Here is a 15,911-nt window from a genome sequence, read left to right as displayed (position 1 = left end):
AGCGTGAGCGCCGCGAGAGTCTTCGTCGCCCGTCTTGGCGGGTGCTCCGTTTTCGACCCCGCAGGCGACAAGGTCGGCCGGGTGCGCGACGTCATCGTCGTGTACCGGAGCACCGAATCGCCCCGCGTCGTCGGCCTCGTCGTCGAGGTGCCGGGGCGCAGGCGGGTGTTCCTCTCGATCGGGCGGGTTACGAGCATCGGCTCGGGCCAGATCATCACGACCGGGCTCATCAACATGCGCCGCTTCGAGCAGCGCGGCGGCGAGGTGCGCGTAATCGCCGAGGTTCTCGGCCGCGAGGTCCAGTTTGTCGACGGCTCCGGCTCGGCGACGATCGAGGATGTCGCGATCGAGGAGATCGGTCCGGGCGAGTGGCAGGTCAGCGAGCTCTTCGTCCGCCGTCCGAAGCCGAGTCCGTCGCCATTCGCCAAGGGGCAGACACTCTTCGCGCGCTGGTCCGACGTGCTCGACACCACCATCACGGGTGCGCCCCAGTCAGCCACCCACCTGCTCGCCACCTACGAGGACCTGCTCCCGGCCGACCTCGCCAACGCACTCCTCGACCTGCCCGAACAGCGCATGCTCGAGGTCGCCGACGAGCTCTCCAACGAGCGCCTCGCCGACGCGCTCGAGGAGATGCCGGAGAGCGACCAGGTCGGCATCCTGAACCAACTCGAAGACGACCGCGCCGCCGACGTGCTCGACCAGATGCAGCCCGATGACGCCGCCGACCTCATCGCGCAGCTGAGCGACGAGCGCGGCGAGGCCCTCCTCGACCTCATGCAGCCGGAGGAGGCCGACGATGTGCGGATGCTCCTCGCCTACGCGCCCGACACCGCCGGCGGTCTCATGACGACCGATCCGATCATCGTCAGTGCCGACGCGACCGTCGCCGAGGGGCTCGCGCTCATCCGGCGCCACGAACTCGCCCCCGCCCTCGGCGCCGCCGTCTGCGTCACACTGCCGCCGTACGAGCCGCCGACCGGCCGATTCCTCGGCATGGTGCATTTCCAGCGGATGCTGCGCTACCCGCCCAACGAGCGGCTCGGCACCCTCCTCGACCAGAAGCTCGACCCCGTGCCGGCCGACGCCTCGGCCGCCGAGGTGTCGCGCATCCTCGCGAGCTACAACCTCGTGTCCGTGCCCGTCGTCGACGAGAACCACCGTCTGGTCGGGGTGGTGACTATTGACGACGTCCTCGACTACCTGCTTCCGGATGACTGGCGAAGTTCCGACGGTGATGAACCAGCCCTGCCCCCGAGGGCGCGCCCTCGCACGGCCCTCTCGACCGATACGAAACCGATCACCACAATCAAACAAAGGCTGACGCAGCGAAGGAGGGCGCCAAATGGCACGGATTAGCCGTCAGGACACCCGCCTCGACGCCCCCAAGGGCTCGCGGGGCCCGTTCTCAGCGCGCCTGGGCGGACGACCAAGCCGCGACCGGTTCGGGCGGTTCACCGAGTGGATCGCCCGCAAGATGGGAACCCCGTGGTTTCTCATCGGGCTGACGATCTTCGCCGCGGCCTGGCTCATCTATAACGTCACCGCCCCCGCGGAGTGGCGCTTCGACTCGGCCGCGAACGGATTCACCGCCCTCACACTCATCCTGTCGCTGCAGGCCTCCTACGCCGCCCCGCTCATCCTGCTCGCGCAGAACCGTCAGGACGACCGCGACCGTGTGCAGATCGAGCAGGACCGGCAGCGCGCCGAACGCAACCTCAACGACACCGAGTACCTCGCCCGTGAGGTCGTCTCGCTCCGTCTGGCGATGAAGGACATGGCGACGAAAGAATTCATCCGGGGCGAGCTGCGCTCCCTCGTCGAGGAGCTCGACCGCGACACAACGGAGGAACGCCCCGTTGACTGACGGATCGGTCGAGGATGGCATCCGCGCGGCGCTCTCCAGGGTGCTCGATCCCGAGATCCGCAAGCCCATCACCGAGCTCGACATGGTCGGCGGGGTGTCGGTTGATGCCGCTGGCTCAGCGACCGTCGGCATCAAGCTGACGATTGTCGGATGCCCCGCCGCCGACACGATCGAGCGTGACGTGCACGCCGCCGTCGCCTCCGCGCCCGGCGTCACGAGTGCGACCGTCGAGATCTCGATCATGACCCGCGAGGAGCGGGCGGCGCTCACCGAGAAGCTGCATGGCGGCCGGACGAAGACGATCCAGTTCGGCCCCGACTCGCTCACCCGCATCTATACGGTCTCCAGCGGGAAGGGTGGCGTGGGTAAATCGACCCTCACGGCCAACCTCGCCGTGGCACTCGCCGCGAAGGGGCTCGCGGTCGGAGTCATCGACGCCGACGTGTTCGGCTTCTCGATCCCCGGCATCCTCGGCATAGCCGGAATGAAGCCGACCCAGATCGACGGCATGATCCTGCCTCCGGTCGCGCACGGCGTGAAGGTCATCTCGATCGGCATGTTCGTCGACGGCAACGCGGCCGTCTCGTGGCGGGGCCCGATGCTTCATCGCACGATCCAGCAGTTCCTCACCGACGTCTACTTCGGCGACATCGACATTCTCCTGGTCGACCTTCCGCCGGGAACCGGTGACGTGGCGATCACCATCGGGCAACTGCTGCCGCACGCGGAGGTGCTTGTCGTCACGACCCCGCAGCCGGCGGCGGCCGAGGTCGCCGAGCGATCCGGCACCGTCGCGCGGCAGACCGGGCAAAAGGTGATCGGTGTGATCGAGAACATGGCCGGCTTGGCCCAGGTCGACGGCACCGTGATCGAGCTGTTCGGCACGGGCGGGGGCGAACTCGTCGCGGCTCGGCTGTCCCAGGGGCAGGATGCACCGGTTCCGGTGCTCGCGTCGATCCCGCTGAGCGTGGCCCTGCGCTCCGGCGGCGACTCCGGGCAGCCGATCGTGCTGTCGACTCCGGATGACGCCGCAGCTGCGAGCATCATCCGGGTCGCCGACGAGCTCGCGCGGCGCGGACGCGGCCTTGCCGGGCGCAAGCTCGGTTTCACGGTGCGCTGAGCCATCCGGGTACCCCGGTAACGCGAAAACCCCGACCGCGAGGGGTCGCGGTTGGGTGCTCAGCAGCAGGTTATCCCTGCTGCGCGGCCGAGTTATGCGTGCTGGCGCATCGACAGTTCGGTGTGACGGGTAGGAATGCGACGGTAACCGTCGCGAGCGGTGACGACCACGGTGGTGGCCGAGAGGCCGATCGTTGCGATGAGGACGACTGCGAGAAGAGCGAACATGATTGACCTTTCTGACTCCGGGCGACAGGGACACTGCATGCGGGAGTGGTGACGTGTAAGTTCTTCCAGTTCACCGTGTTTTGTTCTTTAGCACAATCGCATAATTGTGAAGTGACTGTGTAGCATTGCTATATGGATGTGCGCCGGTTGGAACTTCTCAGGGAACTCGCTGAGCGCGGCAGCATCACCGCAGTCGCCCGCTCGACCCGGCGCACCGTTTCGGCCGTATCGCAGCAGCTGAAGGTGCTCGAGCGGGAGGCAGGGATCCCACTCACCGAGCGTTCAGGCCGCGGTATCGTGCTCACCGGGGCCGGCCGGGCACTCGCGCGCACCGCGACGGATGTCTCGGTGGCGATGGCGCGCGCCGAGGCTCTCTGGGAGGACTTCAAGCACGCACCCCAGGGTGAAGTCACGCTCACGACGTTTCCCTCCGCCGGGCAGATGCTCCTCCCCGGGCTCCTCTCCGCAATCGCAGGCCTGCCCGCGCTCGTAATCCTCTGCACCGACCAGGACCCGCTCGTCATCGACTTCGCCGACCTGACCCCCGATTTCGACATTGTGCTGGCTGACTCCCCCGGCAACCTGCCGTCGTGGAAGGAGCGCGGGCTCGCGGTCGTGCCGCTCATGCAGGAGCCGCTGGACGTAGGCCTGCCGCTCGGCCACCGCCTCGCCACGAAGGCGACGCTGCTGCCGAGCGACCTCGTCGACGAGACCTGGATCGGCGTTCCCCACGGGTTCCCCTTCGACCGCGTGCTCCGCGAGATCGAGGTGGCCAACGGTTCGCCCGCGCTCATCGGGCAGCGGTTCGCCGACAACGGCATCGTCGAGGCGGTGGTCGCCGCCGGCCACGGAATCGCGGTGCTGCCGAGGTACACCACGAACGACCATGAGAACGGGCTCATCACTCGGCCGCTCAGCGGCATCCGGGCCACACGGCAGATATCTGCGCTGATGCGGTCCGACCGGGCCGAACGCCCGTCGGTGCGTCGCGTCGTGCACGAGCTCCGCGCCGAGGCGCAGCGATTCCAGGCCGCGCACGAAGGAGTTGTCTGAGCTGGCATCCGACCGGCAGCGGTTCGGTGATCGCCCCCGCTCGGCGTGTAGCGTTCGACCATGCGTGCCTCCTCACTGACCCGTCTCGTGATCGACGACCTCGATCGCGACATTTCCACGTCCGGTGGTGCGACCACGTCGGTACTCGCCCCGTTCACCGAGGATGTGTTGCACGAGCTTCCGACGAGCAGTGCAGCCGATGTTCTGGATGCCGCCGCGCGCGCCCGGCTTGCCCAGCTCGCGTGGGCGCGGGCGGGCTGGGCGCACCGGCGCGCGATCCTGCTGCGCGCACACGACATCCTGCTCTCCGGCAAGGAGCTCCTGCTCGACGCGCTGCAGACCGAAACTGGCAAGACGCGCGGCCAGGCCTTCGAGGAACTGTTCAGCGGAATGAGCGTCACGCGCTACTTCGCGCTGAGCGCGCGGGCGGTGCTGCGGACGACCCGCCATAGGTCCGGGATGCCCGGCGTAGTCCGCACGAGGGTCGGGTACAGCCCGAAGGGCGTCGTCGGGGTCATCACCCCCTGGAACTATCCGCTCGCGCTCTCGCTCATGGATGTCGTCCCCGCCCTCGCCGCAGGCAACGCGGTCGTGCAGAAGGCCGACAATCAGTGTGCGCTCACGATTCTCGCGGCCCGGCGCGCCTTCATCGAGGCCGGGGTACCGAGCGACCTGTGGACAGTCGTCGCCGGTGACGGCGCCGAGATCGGCAACGCCGTCGTCGACGTCGCCGATTACGTGTGCTTCACGGGATCGACCGCTACCGGCCGCACCGTCGCCGCCCGCTCCGCGAACCTCCTCACCGGTGCATCGCTCGAGCTCGGCGGCAAGAATCCGATGATCGTGCTCGACGACGTCGACCCCGCAGCGGCCGCCCGCAGCGCGGTCTACGCGTGCTTCTCGTCGATGGGGCAGTTGTGCGTCTCGATCGAGCGAATCTACGTGATGCGGGATGTGGCGGATGCCTTCACCGCCGAGTTCGCCCTGCAGACCGCCGCCCTGCACCAGGGCTCCGCCCTCGACTGGTCGACCGACGTGGGCTCGCTGACGAACCGGGCCCAGCTCCAGCGAATGCAGGCCCACGTAGAGGATGCGGTCACGCGCGGTGCCAGCGTGCTCGCCGGCGGGAACGCGCGCCCCGAACTCGGTCCGCTCTTCTTCGCCCCGACGGTGCTTGTCGGCGTCACCGAGGAGATGTCGTGCGCGCGAGAGGAGACATTCGGACCCCTGGTTGCGATCGCCGTCGTCGACTCGGTGGCCGAGGCGATCGTCGCGGCCAACTCCGGTGATTACGGGCTGAACGCATCCGTCTTTTCCGGGTCGATCTCACGAGCGAGACGCGTGGCCGACGCTCTGCATGTCGGCAGCGTAAACATCAATGAGGGCTATCGCGCAACGTTCGGATCAGTCGATGCCCCCATGGGCGGGACCAAGCAGTCAGGACTCGGAAGGCGCAATGGGCGCGAGGGCCTGCTGAGGTTCGTGGAGCCGCGCACCGTCGCCGAGGCGACGGGGCTGGTCACCCTTCCGCGCACTGGCTCCGAGTTCGCCCACTTGAGCGGGGCGATGATCGCGGTGCTGGTGGCCTTGAAGTCGATCCGTCGCCGCTGAGGCGCGCGCGGCTGTGCCGATTGAGCAGGCCGCCCGTGTCGAAGTCCGAGGTGCGAGTCTCTGCGGGTTGAGCAGCGCGTTCTGGCGCGCGTGTCGCTCCCACTTGGGTGCCTGCGTCTTCTCCTCCACAGGCCGTACTCCAGGAGGGTTGTCCACAGGTAATATCCCCGATCAGGGTGTGGTTTGATGTCGGTTGGAATGTCGGTGGTGTCTGTCACTATGTGGGTATGTCCAAAGCAACCGATCCCCTCATTGACAGCGCTATTGCGTTCGCGTCGGTGTGGGCTGGTGCGCTCGCCGGGTTCGGCGCCCGGGTCGGCGAACACCCCGATGCCCGGCCGCCCGATGCGCGTGGAGCAGGATCCGGCGCAGCGGCTGCAGCCGTCTCGGTCGGTGCAACCGCCGGAGCATCGTTCGGCGCGATCTCGGTCGCTCCGTCCCAGCTGGATGTGGAGACCATGTCCGATGCGGGGCTGGTGCGGGCGATCCAGTCCGGCTATGACCTCAAACGACACGTCGATGCCCTGCTGGTGCGTGCGGCGGGGGAGCTGAGTGTGCGCTCGCGCCCCTCGCTCGGGCAGGGCGGCCTGGCGAAGTCTTCCGGGCATACCTCTCCTGCCTCCCTGATCACGGAACTGGGTCGGGTGACTCTGGCCGAGGCCGGCAGAACAGTCCGGTTGGGTGAGGCGACCACCGCACCGGTGTCCCTGCTCGGGGAGCGCCTCCCGGCCCCGTTCCCGCTGGTCGCGGATGCGGTGAACAGCGGTGTGGTGCAGGTGGATGCGGCCCAGTCGATCATCACCTCCCTGACCCAGGCCGCCCCCCGCGCCCTGCCGGTACACCTGGTCGCGGCGGAGGAGGAACTGGTCACCTTCGCCGCGTCTCATCCGGCGGACACGGTGCGGAAGCTGTCGATCTCCTGGCGGGACGCGCTCGATACCGATGGGATCGCACCGCGGGAGGAGGCACTGATCGCGGCCCGGTCGCTGCGCTGGAGCAAACAGGGCAACGGTTTGGAGCGGTGCACGATCGACCTCGACCCCCTCGGCGCCGGATATGTGCGCACCATGATCGACGCGATGGTCGGCGACGCCCTCCGCGCCGTCCGCTTCGACACCGACCCGACAGGACCTGCGGGGACCGCCGGCGGCCACGACCACGGCCACGGCATGGGCGATGAGGGTCTCGACCGGGACGCGTGCGGTGACCACCATGTCGAGCTCCCCGACCCGCGGACGATCCCTCGGATCGCCGCCGACGCCCTGATCGATGTGGCCCGGCACATGATGGGCTGCACCACCGCACCCGGACCCCTCCCACACACCACCCTGATCATCCGGATGACCCTGGAACAACTCCAATCCGGCCTCGGCGCAGCACACCTCGACGGAGTCGAGGACCCCATCACGGCTGGTGCCGCCCGCAGGCTTGCCGCGGACGCGGAACTGATCCCCGCAGTCCTCGGCGGGAACAGCCAAATCCTCGACCTCGGCACCGGGAGACGACTATTCACCCGCGCCCAACGAATCGCATTCGCCGAACGCGACGGCGGCTGCGCCATCACCGGCTGCGGCCGCCCACCCTCCTACACCGAAGCCCACCACATCCACTGGTGGTCCCACGGAGGCACAACAAACCTCAACAACGGAATCCTTTTATGCACCGGACACCACCACATCATCCACAAAGGATGGACCGTACAGATCACCGACAACACCCCCTGGTTCACCCCACCCACACACATCGACCCCACCCGCACACCCAAACGCGGCGGAAAACTCCCCACACCAGCACTGCAATGACCACAGGCAGCGCCATGACACCAGGCAGCGCCATGACACCAGGCAGCGCAATGACACCAGCACTGCAATGACACCGGGCCGGGACGGGCGCGGCCGGGTTTCGCTACGGCCGCTACGCGACCTGCCCCACCGACGGATCTGAGCGGATCGAGCAGGCCGGCCACGGTCGTGTCGAAAATGCTCCGCAGGTCTCGACACCGTCGCTACACGACCGCTGCCCAACCAGCAGAAACGCTGCGCGACCTGCTCGACCCGCAGAAACCGCTAAGCGACCGGCGGTCGCGAGCCGACGCACGCGGCCCGGCCACACCATCCATCCCTGCGGTCTTTCCTCCCACCACGACGGGCGCAACCGACGGGCCCCGCAGCCGCCAGCACCTACCCGATCAACATGAAGCGCTGGATGCCCCGCACAGGCGACACAACCACGCAGTCGCGCTAGGTGGCCTCGGAGTCGAATGGCGCAGGCTGGGCGGCCTTCAGCAGCCGCTGGCGCCTCGCGTACGCGGACTCCGCCGGTGGACGCACCTTCACCGGCTCCGGTTCATCGACGAGAGCCTCGCGGATGATGCGGCGCGGGTCGTACTGCCGCGGGTCGAGCTTCTTCCAGTCGACCTCATCGAAGTCTGGGCCCATCTCCTCGCGCATGCGGTCCTTGGCTCCATCGGCCATCTTGCGCAGCGAGCGGATGAGTCGTGCGAACTGCGCCGCATAGTGGGGCAGTCGTTCGGGACCGAGGAGGAACACGGCGACGACGGCTAGGATCAGCAGTTTGTCGATCGTCAATCCGAACATGCGATCAGACTATCGTCGGATCGCTGAAGCCTGCCCGTACGCTTGAGATGACCAAGGAGACCTACGTGTCAGACAAAGACTCGAACTGGCGTTTTGCCGAAGAGTTCGTCAGCGAGAGCGCCGAAATCGCCAGTGCGCGACTGCATTCGATCGAACTCGGAGTCGACGCAGTGTCGCCCGCCGTCGGCGCCCAGATCGCGGTTGTCGCCGCCGCGACGAACCCGAAGAGCATGATCGAGGTCGGCACCGGAGTCGGCGTCAGCGGCCTGTGGCTATTCGCGGGAGCGCCCAGCGCGATGCTGACGTCGATCGACATCGAGGCCGAGCACCAGCAGGAGGCGCGCAAGACGTTCCTTGAGGCGGGCATTCCCGGCAAACAGGTTCGACTCATCACCGGTCGCGCGCTCGACGTGCTTCCTCGCATGAATGAGGGGTCGTACGACATCGTCGTGATCGATGCCGATCCCGGCTCCGTCATCGAATATGTCGAGCACGGGCTTCGCCTGGTGCGTGCTGGCGGCACAGTGCTCGTGACCCACGCTCTCTGGCGGGGACGCGTTGCCGATCCCGCGAAACGTGACGACACAACTGTCGGGTATCGCACTCTCCTGAAGGAGATCGCGGGATCGGACGCCGTGATCAGTGCACTGTCCCCCGTAGGAGACGGGCTGCTACAGCTGACCAAGCGGGGCGACTAGCCCGGCGGCTATTTGGCCGCCGCGACGACTCCAGCGAGCGCGTCGTGCAATTCCATGGCCTCGGCATCGTTCACCGAGACGACAAGACGTCCCCCACCCTCAAGCGGGACGCGCACGATAATGAGGCGCCCCTCCTTAACAGCCTCCATTGGTCCGTCCCCGGTCCTCGGCTTCATGGCTGCCATGATGGATCCCCTTTCGTGGAATATGTTCCATTATCTCGTATGAATCGCTGAACCCGAAAACGAGGCCGGTCCACACGAGTTGACCGAGCGCCTCGACGGTGAAGCCAGCTCAGGAGCCGGCTAGCCAGGCCCGCAGACCCCGCTCACAGTCCTCGATCTGGTCCAGGGCGACTCTCTCGTCGTCGGCGTGCGCCTTGAGCGGATCGCCCGGCCCATAATTCACGGCCGGCATGCCGAGCGCCGAGAATCGCGCGACATCCGTCCAGCCGTACTTGGGTTTCGCCTCGCCGCCGACGGCCTCGAGGAAGTGCTGCGCAAGCGGGTCGGTGAGACCGGGCGTCGCCCCCTCGGCGAGGTCGACGATGGTGACCTCGAACCCGTCGAAGACCTCCCGCACGTGGGCCTCAGCCTGTGCCCCACTGCGACTCGGCGCGAACCGGTAGTTGACGTGCACCATGCACTCGTCGGGGATGACGTTGCCCGCGATGCCGCCGGTGACCCCCACCGCGTTCAGACCCTCGCGGTAGACCAGGCCCTCGACCTCGACCTCGCGCGGCACGTAGGCGGCGAGCGCCGTGAAGATCGGTGCCGCGTCGTGGATGGCGTTGCGGCCGACCCACGCCCGGGCAGAGTGCGCGCGCAGGCCAAACGTGCGGATCTCGGCGCGCAGATTGCCGTTGCAGCCACCCTCGATCTGCGAATTGGTCGGCTCGCCAAGAATGGCGAAGTCGCCCTCGAGCAGCTCCGGATGCTCTCGCGCGAGGCGTCCGAGACCGTTGAGCGACTCCGACACCTCCTCGTGGTCGTACCAGATCCAGGTGACGTCGACGATGGGCGCGGTGAGCTCGGCGGCGAGCTTCAGCTGCACAGCGACGCCGCCCTTCATGTCGACCGTGCCCCGACCCCACAGGTAGTCGCGGCCGTCGATGCTCTCGTACCTGGTGGGCAGGTTGTTGTTGAGCGGCACGGTGTCGATGTGCCCGGCGATCACCACGCGGCGGTCGCGGCCAAGCTGGGTGCGTGCGACGAGCGCATCACCGTTGCGGAAGAGCTCGAGGTGGTCGAGTCCGGCGAGGCTCGCCTCGATGGCATCCGTCGCGGTCTTCTCGTTGCCGGAGACGGATTCGATGTCGCAGAGTTGCCTGGTCAGGTCGGTTGATGATGCCGAGAGGTCGAGTACGGGAATCGTCGGATCGGCTGAACGCATGTGGGCGAGTTTACCGCGAGCGGCTATCGGTACCCTTGAGGTATGACTGAACGTGCGGCCTGGGGCTACGGACTTGCGACCATCTCGAACGACGGGACGCTGCTCGACACGTGGTTCCCCTCCCCCGCTCTCGGTGCCGTTCCGGCCGGCAGGGATCGGCACATCGCACCCGCCGCGCTCGAGGCGCTGCTCGGCGCCGACGACCGCCGAGGCGCCCGCGTGGACTTCATCACGGTGGAGATCGATCTTGATGCCGCCCCGGCGTCCACCCCCGATGCGTACCTCCGCCTGCACCTGCTCAGCCACCTGCTCGTAGCGCCGAACACCATCAACCTCGACGGCATCTTCGGCCACCTTCCGGTCGTCGCGTGGACGACCGCCGGTCCGATGCACCCCGACGACTACGCCCGGCTGCGGCCGGCGCTGCAGCGCCACGGCATCTCGATCACCGGCCTCGACCGCTTTCCCCGACTGCTCGACTACCTCGTGCCGGATCGTGTGCGTATCGCCGACGCGTCGCGCGTGCGCCTCGGGGCGTACCTCAGCCCCGGCACGACGGTCATGCACGAGGGATTCGTCAACTTCAACGCTGGCACGCTGGGCTCGTCCATGGTCGAGGGCCGCATCTCTCAGGGCGTCGTCGTCGGCGCCGGATCGGATGTCGGCGGCGGCGCGTCGATCATGGGGACGCTCAGCGGCGGCGGAACCCAGCGGGTCTTCGTCGGCGAACGTGCCCTGCTCGGAGCGAACTCCGGCATTGGCATCTCCATCGGCGACGACAGCGTCGTCGAGGCGGGCCTCTACGTCACCGCAGGTACGAAGGTATCGCTCGTCGGCGCCGGCGAGGAGCAGACGGTGAAGGCGGTGGAGCTGAGCGGGATGCCCGGACTCCTGTTCCGGCGCAACTCCGCCACCGGAGCTGTCGAGGCCCTCGCCCGCTCCGGCCGCGGGATCGAGCTCAACGCGGCACTGCACGCCTGACGCCGCTGCACGCCCCACGCCGCTGCACCCGAACGGCCCTCTGAACGCGGCGCGCGTGCAGCCTCGCGGCGTACGCTCCTGTGTCATGGGTCGGCGGCGGATGCGTGTTCTCGCGACCGTCGTCGTGCTCGGCCTGGTGGGTGGCGCGGTCGCGATCGCCGGGACGGGCAACGACTTCTCCGAGGCCGCGGGCGCCGACGCCGCCGAGGCGAGGGGCGCAAACTCGGCGGCGTCGACGAACGTGTGGCCGTGGCGGTCGTCGGCGAACGGCCAGCTCGGTCCCGACTACAGCACCGAGGTCGACGCCGTCGCCCACACCGCGGTGCTGGAGCCCGAGTCGGCGATCGCGGTTGCGAACCTCACCGTGCGGCCGGGACAGTACGTCGTGCGGTACGCCTTCGAGGCACGCCTCGACAGCGCCTGGCGGCCGGTCGAGCTGCGCTGCGGCGTCGTCGATGGGAACGGCACGAAGGCATTCCTGTTCGACGATTCGGAGCCGGTTCGCGCCGGGCAGGGTTGGGTGGCCTATCGTGCCGAGACCACCTTCAGCCTTCCCGACATCACCCTGGGGCTGCGGTGCTTCCCTTCGGCGACCGGCTTCAGCTCGGCATCCTTCCGCAACGTGAGCCTGTCGGTCACCACGATCCCGTTCTGACGCCGAGTCGGCAGGGTCCATTCGAGGCGTTCAGCCGAGCGCTTGGCGCTGCGCCACGAGCGGGCAGCTGAACGGGTCACGTTCGCCGAGGCCGGCGCTATTGATGTAGCGCACCACGATCCGGTACGACTCGACCAGGCCTGTTTGCGTATACGGGATTCCGCGCGCCCGACAGTAGGCCGCCACGATTGGCGCGGCGCGGCGTAGGTGCGGCCTCGGCATCGATGGGAAGAGGTGGTGCTCGATCTGGTAGTTCAGTCCCCCCATCCCGACGTCGACGAGCAGACCACCCCGGATGTCGCGGCTCATCATCACCTGCCGGCGCAGGAAGTCGAGCTTGAGAGACTTCGACACGATCGGCATGCCCTTGTGGTTGGGGGCGAACGACATGCCCATGTAGAAGCCGAACAGGGCGAGCTGGATCCCGAGGAACGCGGCGGCCTTGCCCGGCGAAAGAACGAGGAAGACCGCGGTGGCGAATCCGCCGAGCCGGGTCGTAATGAAGGCGATCTCCACCCAGCGCCGAGCGACGGGCTCCCTGCTCAGCACCCGGCGGATGCCGGACGCGTGCATCGACAGCCCTTCGAAAGCAAGAATCGGGAAGAAGAACCAGCCCTGGTGGGCGATCAGCCAGCGCGCGACACGGCTGCGGCGGGCGGAGGCCTGCGCCGGGGTGATCGCAATGATCGGAAGGTTGATGTCAGGGTCGGCGCCCTCCTTGTTGGGGTTGGCGTGGTGCCGGGTGTGCTTTCGCTGCCACCATCCGTAGCTCATGCCGACGAACAGGTCGGCGATCACGAGACTCGTCCAGTCGTTCCACTTGCCTGATCGGAAGATCTGGCGGTGCGCGGCATCGTGACCGAGGAAGGCGGTCTGGGTGAACAGCACGGCGAATCCGACGGCGGTCAGCAGCTGCCACCAGGAGTCACCGATCCAGATGAACAGAAGCAGGCTCGCGGTGTAGGCGATCGGCAGGCTGATGAGCGCGGTCCAGTAGTAGCCGTAGCGGCGCCGCAGCAGCCCGGCTTCCTTCACCTGTTTGGACAGGCCGAGAAACTCACTGGCCCCTGAGCTGCCCCTCTGGGCGGAGGGAGAGGCATGGGCTGCGGATGCTGTGAGGTCGGTCATTGCTTCTCCCGGACGAGTCGACGAAACCGCCAAGGTCTGGAGCAGTACCGCCACGCTACGCCTGCCCGGCGGCCGCCGGACTGGAGTTCAGGATAGTTACAGGCTCTAGCGAACCGGCCAGTCGCGCGCTGGCTCCCCGATGTAGAGCTGCTGGGGGCGGCCGATCTTCGTGTTCGTGTCCTCGTTCATCTCGCGCCAATGGGCGATCCAGCCTGGCAGTCGGCCGATGGCGAACAGCACTGTGAACATGCGCGGCGGGAATCCCATGGCCTTGTAGATGACGCCGGTGTAGAAGTCCACGTTGGGGTAAAGCTTGCGCTCGATGAAGTAGTCGTCGGCCAGCGCGACCGCCTCGAGCTCCTTCGCGATGTCGAGCAGGGGGTCCTGCACGCCGAGCGCCGTGAGCACCTCGTCGGCGCTCTCCTTGACGAGCTTGGCCCGGGGGTCGAAGTTCTTGTAGACGCGGTGCCCGAAGCCCATGAGCTTGACGCCGTGCTCCTTGTTCTTCACCCGCTCGACGAACTTCTCGACGCTCTCGCCCGATTCCTTGATCTCGCCGAGCATCTTGAGCACCGCCTCGTTCGCGCCACCGTGCAACGGTCCGTAGAGCGCGTTGATGCCCGCCGAGATCGACGAGAAGATGTTCGCCTGGGTCGAGCCGACGAGCCTCACGGTCGAGGTGGAGGCGTTCTGCTCGTGGTCCTCGTGCAGAATCAGGAGGCGGTCGAGCGCCTTCGAAACGACGGGGTTGACCTCGTACGGCTCGGCCATCGTGCCGAAGTTGAGCTTGAGGAAGTTGTCGACGAAGCTCAGCGAGTTGTCCGGGTACAGGAATGCCTGGCCGAGGCTCTTCTTGTGAGCGTAGGCGGCGATCACGGGCAGCTTCGCGAGCAGACGGATCGTCGAGATCTCGACCTGTTCCCGGTCGTGCACGCTCGAGGATTCCTCGTAGTAGGTGGAGAGGGCCGATACCGCGCTCGACAGCACCGACATCGGATGCGCACTGGAGGGCAGGCCGTCGAAGAACCGGCGGAGATCCTCATGAAGGAGCGTGTGGCGGCGGATCTTCTCGTCGAACTCACCGAGCTCGTCGGCCGTCGGCAGGTTGCCATAGATGAGGAGGAAGGCGGCCTCGAGATAGGTCGAGTTGGTCGCGACGTCCTCGATCGAGTATCCGCGGTAGCGCAGAATCCCCTTCTCGCCGTCGATGTAGGTGATCTTGCTCTGCGTCGAAGAGGTGTTCACAAACCCCTGGTCGATCGTCGTGTAGCCGGTCTGCTTCGTGAAGGTCGAGATGTCGATACTCGACGCCCCATCGACGCTTCGCAGGATCGGAAACTCCGCCGTGCCCCCCGGATAGTGGAGCGTGGCCTTGTCGGCGTTGTTCGTAGCGGGGTCAGTCACCCCTACAGCCTAAATGCCACGGGAGGGTATGGTCGCAACCGCTAAGGAAACGGCAATTCAATTAGAGGATGCAGCCAAACGACTGGCGGCGGCGGCGATGCGCTCGTCGGTCGTCGTGATGGCGAACCGAACGTGCCGGGAGTCGTCGATTCCATAGAAGGTTCCGGGTGCGCAGAGGATGCCGAGCGCGGCCATCTCGCCGACTGTCGTCCAGGCCTCATCGCGCCTCGTGGCCCACAGGTACAAGCCAGCCTCGCTGTGGTCGATGGTGAATCCGGCCCGCTCGAGCGCTTCCCTCAGCACGGTCCGGCGCCCCCGGTATCGCTCGCGCTGCTCGGCGACGTGCTCGTCATCCGACAGCGCGGCGACCATGGCGGCCTGCACGGGCGCGGGCGGCATCAAACCGATGTGCTTGCGAACGGCGAGCAACTCACCGATGAGATCGCTGTCGCCGGCAACGAATCCGGCGCGGTAGCCGGCGAGGTTCGATTGCTTGCTGAGCGAGTAGACGGCGAGCACGGAGCCGAGGTGTCCGGCAACAACGGCAGGGTCGAGGATGCTGGGGGTCGGCGCTCCGGCCCACGGGGCGTCCCAGGCGAGTTCGGCGTAGCACTCGTCGCTCACGATGACCGCGCCAAGCTCTCGCGCGCGCGCGACGGCCGCGCGCAGCTCGTCGACCCCGAGCACCCGCCCATCCGGATTGCCCGGGCTGTTCAGCCAGACGAGGCGCGTGGCCTGCGGCCACTCGGCCGGGTCGTCGCCCGCGTGCACGGTCGCACCGGCGAGGGCGGCGCCGATCGCGTAGGTCGGGTAGGCGGTGCGGGGCTGAACGACGACGTCGCCGGCGCCGAGGCCGAGCCAGAGCGGGAGGCCCGCGATGAGTTCCTTCGATCCGATGGTCGGCAACACCTGGCCGCCAGCGAGGCCCGCGACTCCCCGGCGGCGCTCGAACCAGGCCACTATTGCCTCGCGCAGGGCGGGCGTGCCCGCAGTCTGCGGGTAGGAGTGCGCGTCGGCTGCGGCAATGACAGCATCGCGGATGACAGAGGGTGTGGCGTCGACGGGCGAGCCGACCGAGAGGTCGACGATCCCGTCCGGGTGCGCCCGGGCGCGATCACCGAACGGTACGAGGGCATCCCACGGGAACTCGGGAAGCGACAGGGCCACGCCGGGCCGGG

16 protein-coding genes are annotated in these 15,911 nt (G+C 67.6%); 9 read left to right on the top strand and 7 right to left on the bottom strand.

Features of this window, described 5'->3' with window-relative positions; all coding sequences use genetic code 11:
• Positions 1 to 3 precede the first annotated feature (3 nt).
• Genes BHD05_RS06950 through BHD05_RS06940 form a run of 3 tightly spaced genes read left to right on the top strand, consistent with a single transcriptional unit; the run spans position 4 to position 2,987 of the window.
• Complete coding sequence (locus BHD05_RS06950; RefSeq protein WP_161885784.1) at positions 4 to 1,359, top strand: magnesium transporter MgtE N-terminal domain-containing protein; 1,356 nt, start codon at positions 4 to 6, stop codon at positions 1,357 to 1,359.
• Complete coding sequence (locus BHD05_RS06945; RefSeq protein WP_161885783.1) at positions 1,346 to 1,867, top strand: DUF1003 domain-containing protein; 522 nt, start codon at positions 1,346 to 1,348, stop codon at positions 1,865 to 1,867. The genes BHD05_RS06950 and BHD05_RS06945 overlap by 14 nt, the downstream gene beginning before the upstream one ends.
• The gene (locus BHD05_RS06940) at positions 1,860 to 2,987 is read left to right on the top strand and encodes an Mrp/NBP35 family ATP-binding protein (protein ID WP_236966693.1); all 1,128 of its coding nucleotides are present in this window, start codon (positions 1,860 to 1,862) and stop codon (positions 2,985 to 2,987) included. The genes BHD05_RS06945 and BHD05_RS06940 overlap by 8 nt, the downstream gene beginning before the upstream one ends.
• 92 nt (positions 2,988 to 3,079) lie before the next feature.
• On the opposite strand, the gene BHD05_RS16020 is transcribed toward BHD05_RS06940, so the two are convergent.
• Entirely contained in the window at positions 3,080 to 3,214 is a 135-nt protein-coding gene (locus BHD05_RS16020; RefSeq protein WP_257792100.1) for a hypothetical protein, read from the bottom strand.
• 132 nt (positions 3,215 to 3,346) lie between these two features.
• Here BHD05_RS16020 and BHD05_RS06935 point away from each other — a divergent pair, with 132 nt between their 5' ends.
• From BHD05_RS06935 to BHD05_RS06925, 3 genes are all read left to right on the top strand, one after another.
• Positions 3,347 to 4,267: a LysR family transcriptional regulator gene (locus BHD05_RS06935; RefSeq protein ID WP_161885782.1), complete on the top strand. Its 921-nt coding sequence runs from the start codon at positions 3,347 to 3,349 to the stop codon at positions 4,265 to 4,267.
• Between the two features lie 60 nt (positions 4,268 to 4,327).
• The gene (locus tag BHD05_RS06930; RefSeq protein WP_161885781.1) at positions 4,328 to 5,878 is read left to right on the top strand and encodes a succinic semialdehyde dehydrogenase; all 1,551 of its coding nucleotides are present in this window, start codon (positions 4,328 to 4,330) and stop codon (positions 5,876 to 5,878) included.
• 227 nt (positions 5,879 to 6,105) lie between these two features.
• Positions 6,106 to 7,680, top strand: a complete 1,575-nt coding sequence (locus tag BHD05_RS06925) for an HNH endonuclease signature motif containing protein (RefSeq protein WP_161885780.1) — start codon at positions 6,106 to 6,108, stop codon at positions 7,678 to 7,680.
• A gap of 438 nt (positions 7,681 to 8,118) precedes the next feature.
• Here the strand turns inward: BHD05_RS06925 and BHD05_RS06920 are convergent, their stop codons facing one another.
• Positions 8,119 to 8,475 (bottom strand): sec-independent translocase, encoded by a 357-nt coding sequence (locus tag BHD05_RS06920; protein WP_161885779.1) that lies wholly within the window; start codon positions 8,473 to 8,475, stop codon positions 8,119 to 8,121.
• Between the two features lie 65 nt (positions 8,476 to 8,540).
• On the opposite strand from BHD05_RS06920, the gene BHD05_RS06915 reads away from it, so the two are divergent.
• Positions 8,541 to 9,173: an O-methyltransferase gene (locus BHD05_RS06915; RefSeq protein WP_161885778.1), complete on the top strand. Its 633-nt coding sequence runs from the start codon at positions 8,541 to 8,543 to the stop codon at positions 9,171 to 9,173.
• 8 nt (positions 9,174 to 9,181) lie between these two features.
• On the opposite strand, the gene BHD05_RS06910 is transcribed toward BHD05_RS06915, so the two are convergent.
• Positions 9,182 to 9,358 carry a DUF3117 domain-containing protein gene (locus tag BHD05_RS06910; protein ID WP_161885777.1) on the bottom strand — a complete coding sequence of 59 codons (177 nt, stop codon included), beginning with the start codon at positions 9,356 to 9,358 and terminating at the stop codon, positions 9,182 to 9,184.
• A 109-nt stretch (positions 9,359 to 9,467) separates the two neighbouring features.
• On the bottom strand, positions 9,468 to 10,565 hold the full coding sequence (gene dapE, locus BHD05_RS06905) for a succinyl-diaminopimelate desuccinylase (RefSeq protein ID WP_161885776.1): 1,098 nt from the start codon (positions 10,563 to 10,565) through the stop codon (positions 9,468 to 9,470).
• Between the two features lie 42 nt (positions 10,566 to 10,607).
• Here dapE and dapD point away from each other — a divergent pair, with 42 nt between their 5' ends.
• Entirely contained in the window at positions 10,608 to 11,546 is a 939-nt protein-coding gene (dapD, locus tag BHD05_RS06900; protein ID WP_161885775.1) for a 2,3,4,5-tetrahydropyridine-2,6-dicarboxylate N-succinyltransferase, read from the top strand.
• A gap of 85 nt (positions 11,547 to 11,631) precedes the next feature.
• Positions 11,632 to 12,201, top strand: coding sequence for a hypothetical protein (locus tag BHD05_RS06895; RefSeq protein WP_161885774.1), 570 nt, complete (start codon positions 11,632 to 11,634; stop codon positions 12,199 to 12,201).
• Positions 12,202 to 12,231: 30 nt separating this feature from the next.
• On the opposite strand, the gene BHD05_RS06890 is transcribed toward BHD05_RS06895, so the two are convergent.
• The 3 genes from BHD05_RS06890 to dapC form a co-directional block, all read right to left on the bottom strand.
• Positions 12,232 to 13,329: a fatty acid desaturase family protein gene (locus tag BHD05_RS06890; protein ID WP_161885773.1), complete on the bottom strand. Its 1,098-nt coding sequence runs from the start codon at positions 13,327 to 13,329 to the stop codon at positions 12,232 to 12,234.
• 105 nt (positions 13,330 to 13,434) lie between these two features.
• A complete protein-coding gene (locus BHD05_RS06885; protein WP_161885772.1) occupies positions 13,435 to 14,733 on the bottom strand; it encodes a citrate synthase in 1,299 nt (432 codons plus the stop codon).
• A 57-nt stretch (positions 14,734 to 14,790) separates the two neighbouring features.
• Entirely contained in the window at positions 14,791 to 15,900 is a 1,110-nt protein-coding gene (gene dapC / locus BHD05_RS06880) for a succinyldiaminopimelate transaminase (RefSeq protein ID WP_161885771.1), read from the bottom strand.
• Positions 15,901 to 15,911 lie beyond the last annotated feature (11 nt).

It is taken from the genome of Marisediminicola antarctica, assembly GCF_009930795.1.
Taxonomy (GTDB): domain Bacteria; phylum Actinomycetota; class Actinomycetes; order Actinomycetales; family Microbacteriaceae; genus Marisediminicola; species Marisediminicola antarctica.
This window is presented reverse-complemented; position numbering and strand designations above follow the sequence as displayed.

Coding starts and splice junctions, on each gene's coding strand:
- BHD05_RS06910 (WP_161885777.1), bottom strand. CDS start 9,358: ATGGCAGCCATGAAGCCGAGGACCGGGGACGGACCAATGGAGGCTGTT.
- BHD05_RS06925 (WP_161885780.1), top strand. CDS start 6,106: ATGTCCAAAGCAACCGATCCCCTCATTGACAGCGCTATTGCGTTCGCG.
- dapD (WP_161885775.1), top strand. CDS start 10,608: ATGACTGAACGTGCGGCCTGGGGCTACGGACTTGCGACCATCTCGAAC.
- BHD05_RS06895 (WP_161885774.1), top strand. CDS start 11,632: ATGGGTCGGCGGCGGATGCGTGTTCTCGCGACCGTCGTCGTGCTCGGC.
- BHD05_RS06935 (WP_161885782.1), top strand. CDS start 3,347: ATGGATGTGCGCCGGTTGGAACTTCTCAGGGAACTCGCTGAGCGCGGC.
- BHD05_RS06920 (WP_161885779.1), bottom strand. CDS start 8,475: ATGTTCGGATTGACGATCGACAAACTGCTGATCCTAGCCGTCGTCGCC.
- BHD05_RS06945 (WP_161885783.1), top strand. CDS start 1,346: ATGGCACGGATTAGCCGTCAGGACACCCGCCTCGACGCCCCCAAGGGC.
- dapE (WP_161885776.1), bottom strand. CDS start 10,565: ATGCGTTCAGCCGATCCGACGATTCCCGTACTCGACCTCTCGGCATCA.
- BHD05_RS06890 (WP_161885773.1), bottom strand. CDS start 13,329: ATGACCGACCTCACAGCATCCGCAGCCCATGCCTCTCCCTCCGCCCAG.
- BHD05_RS16020 (WP_257792100.1), bottom strand. CDS start 3,214: ATGTTCGCTCTTCTCGCAGTCGTCCTCATCGCAACGATCGGCCTCTCG.
- BHD05_RS06930 (WP_161885781.1), top strand. CDS start 4,328: ATGCGTGCCTCCTCACTGACCCGTCTCGTGATCGACGACCTCGATCGC.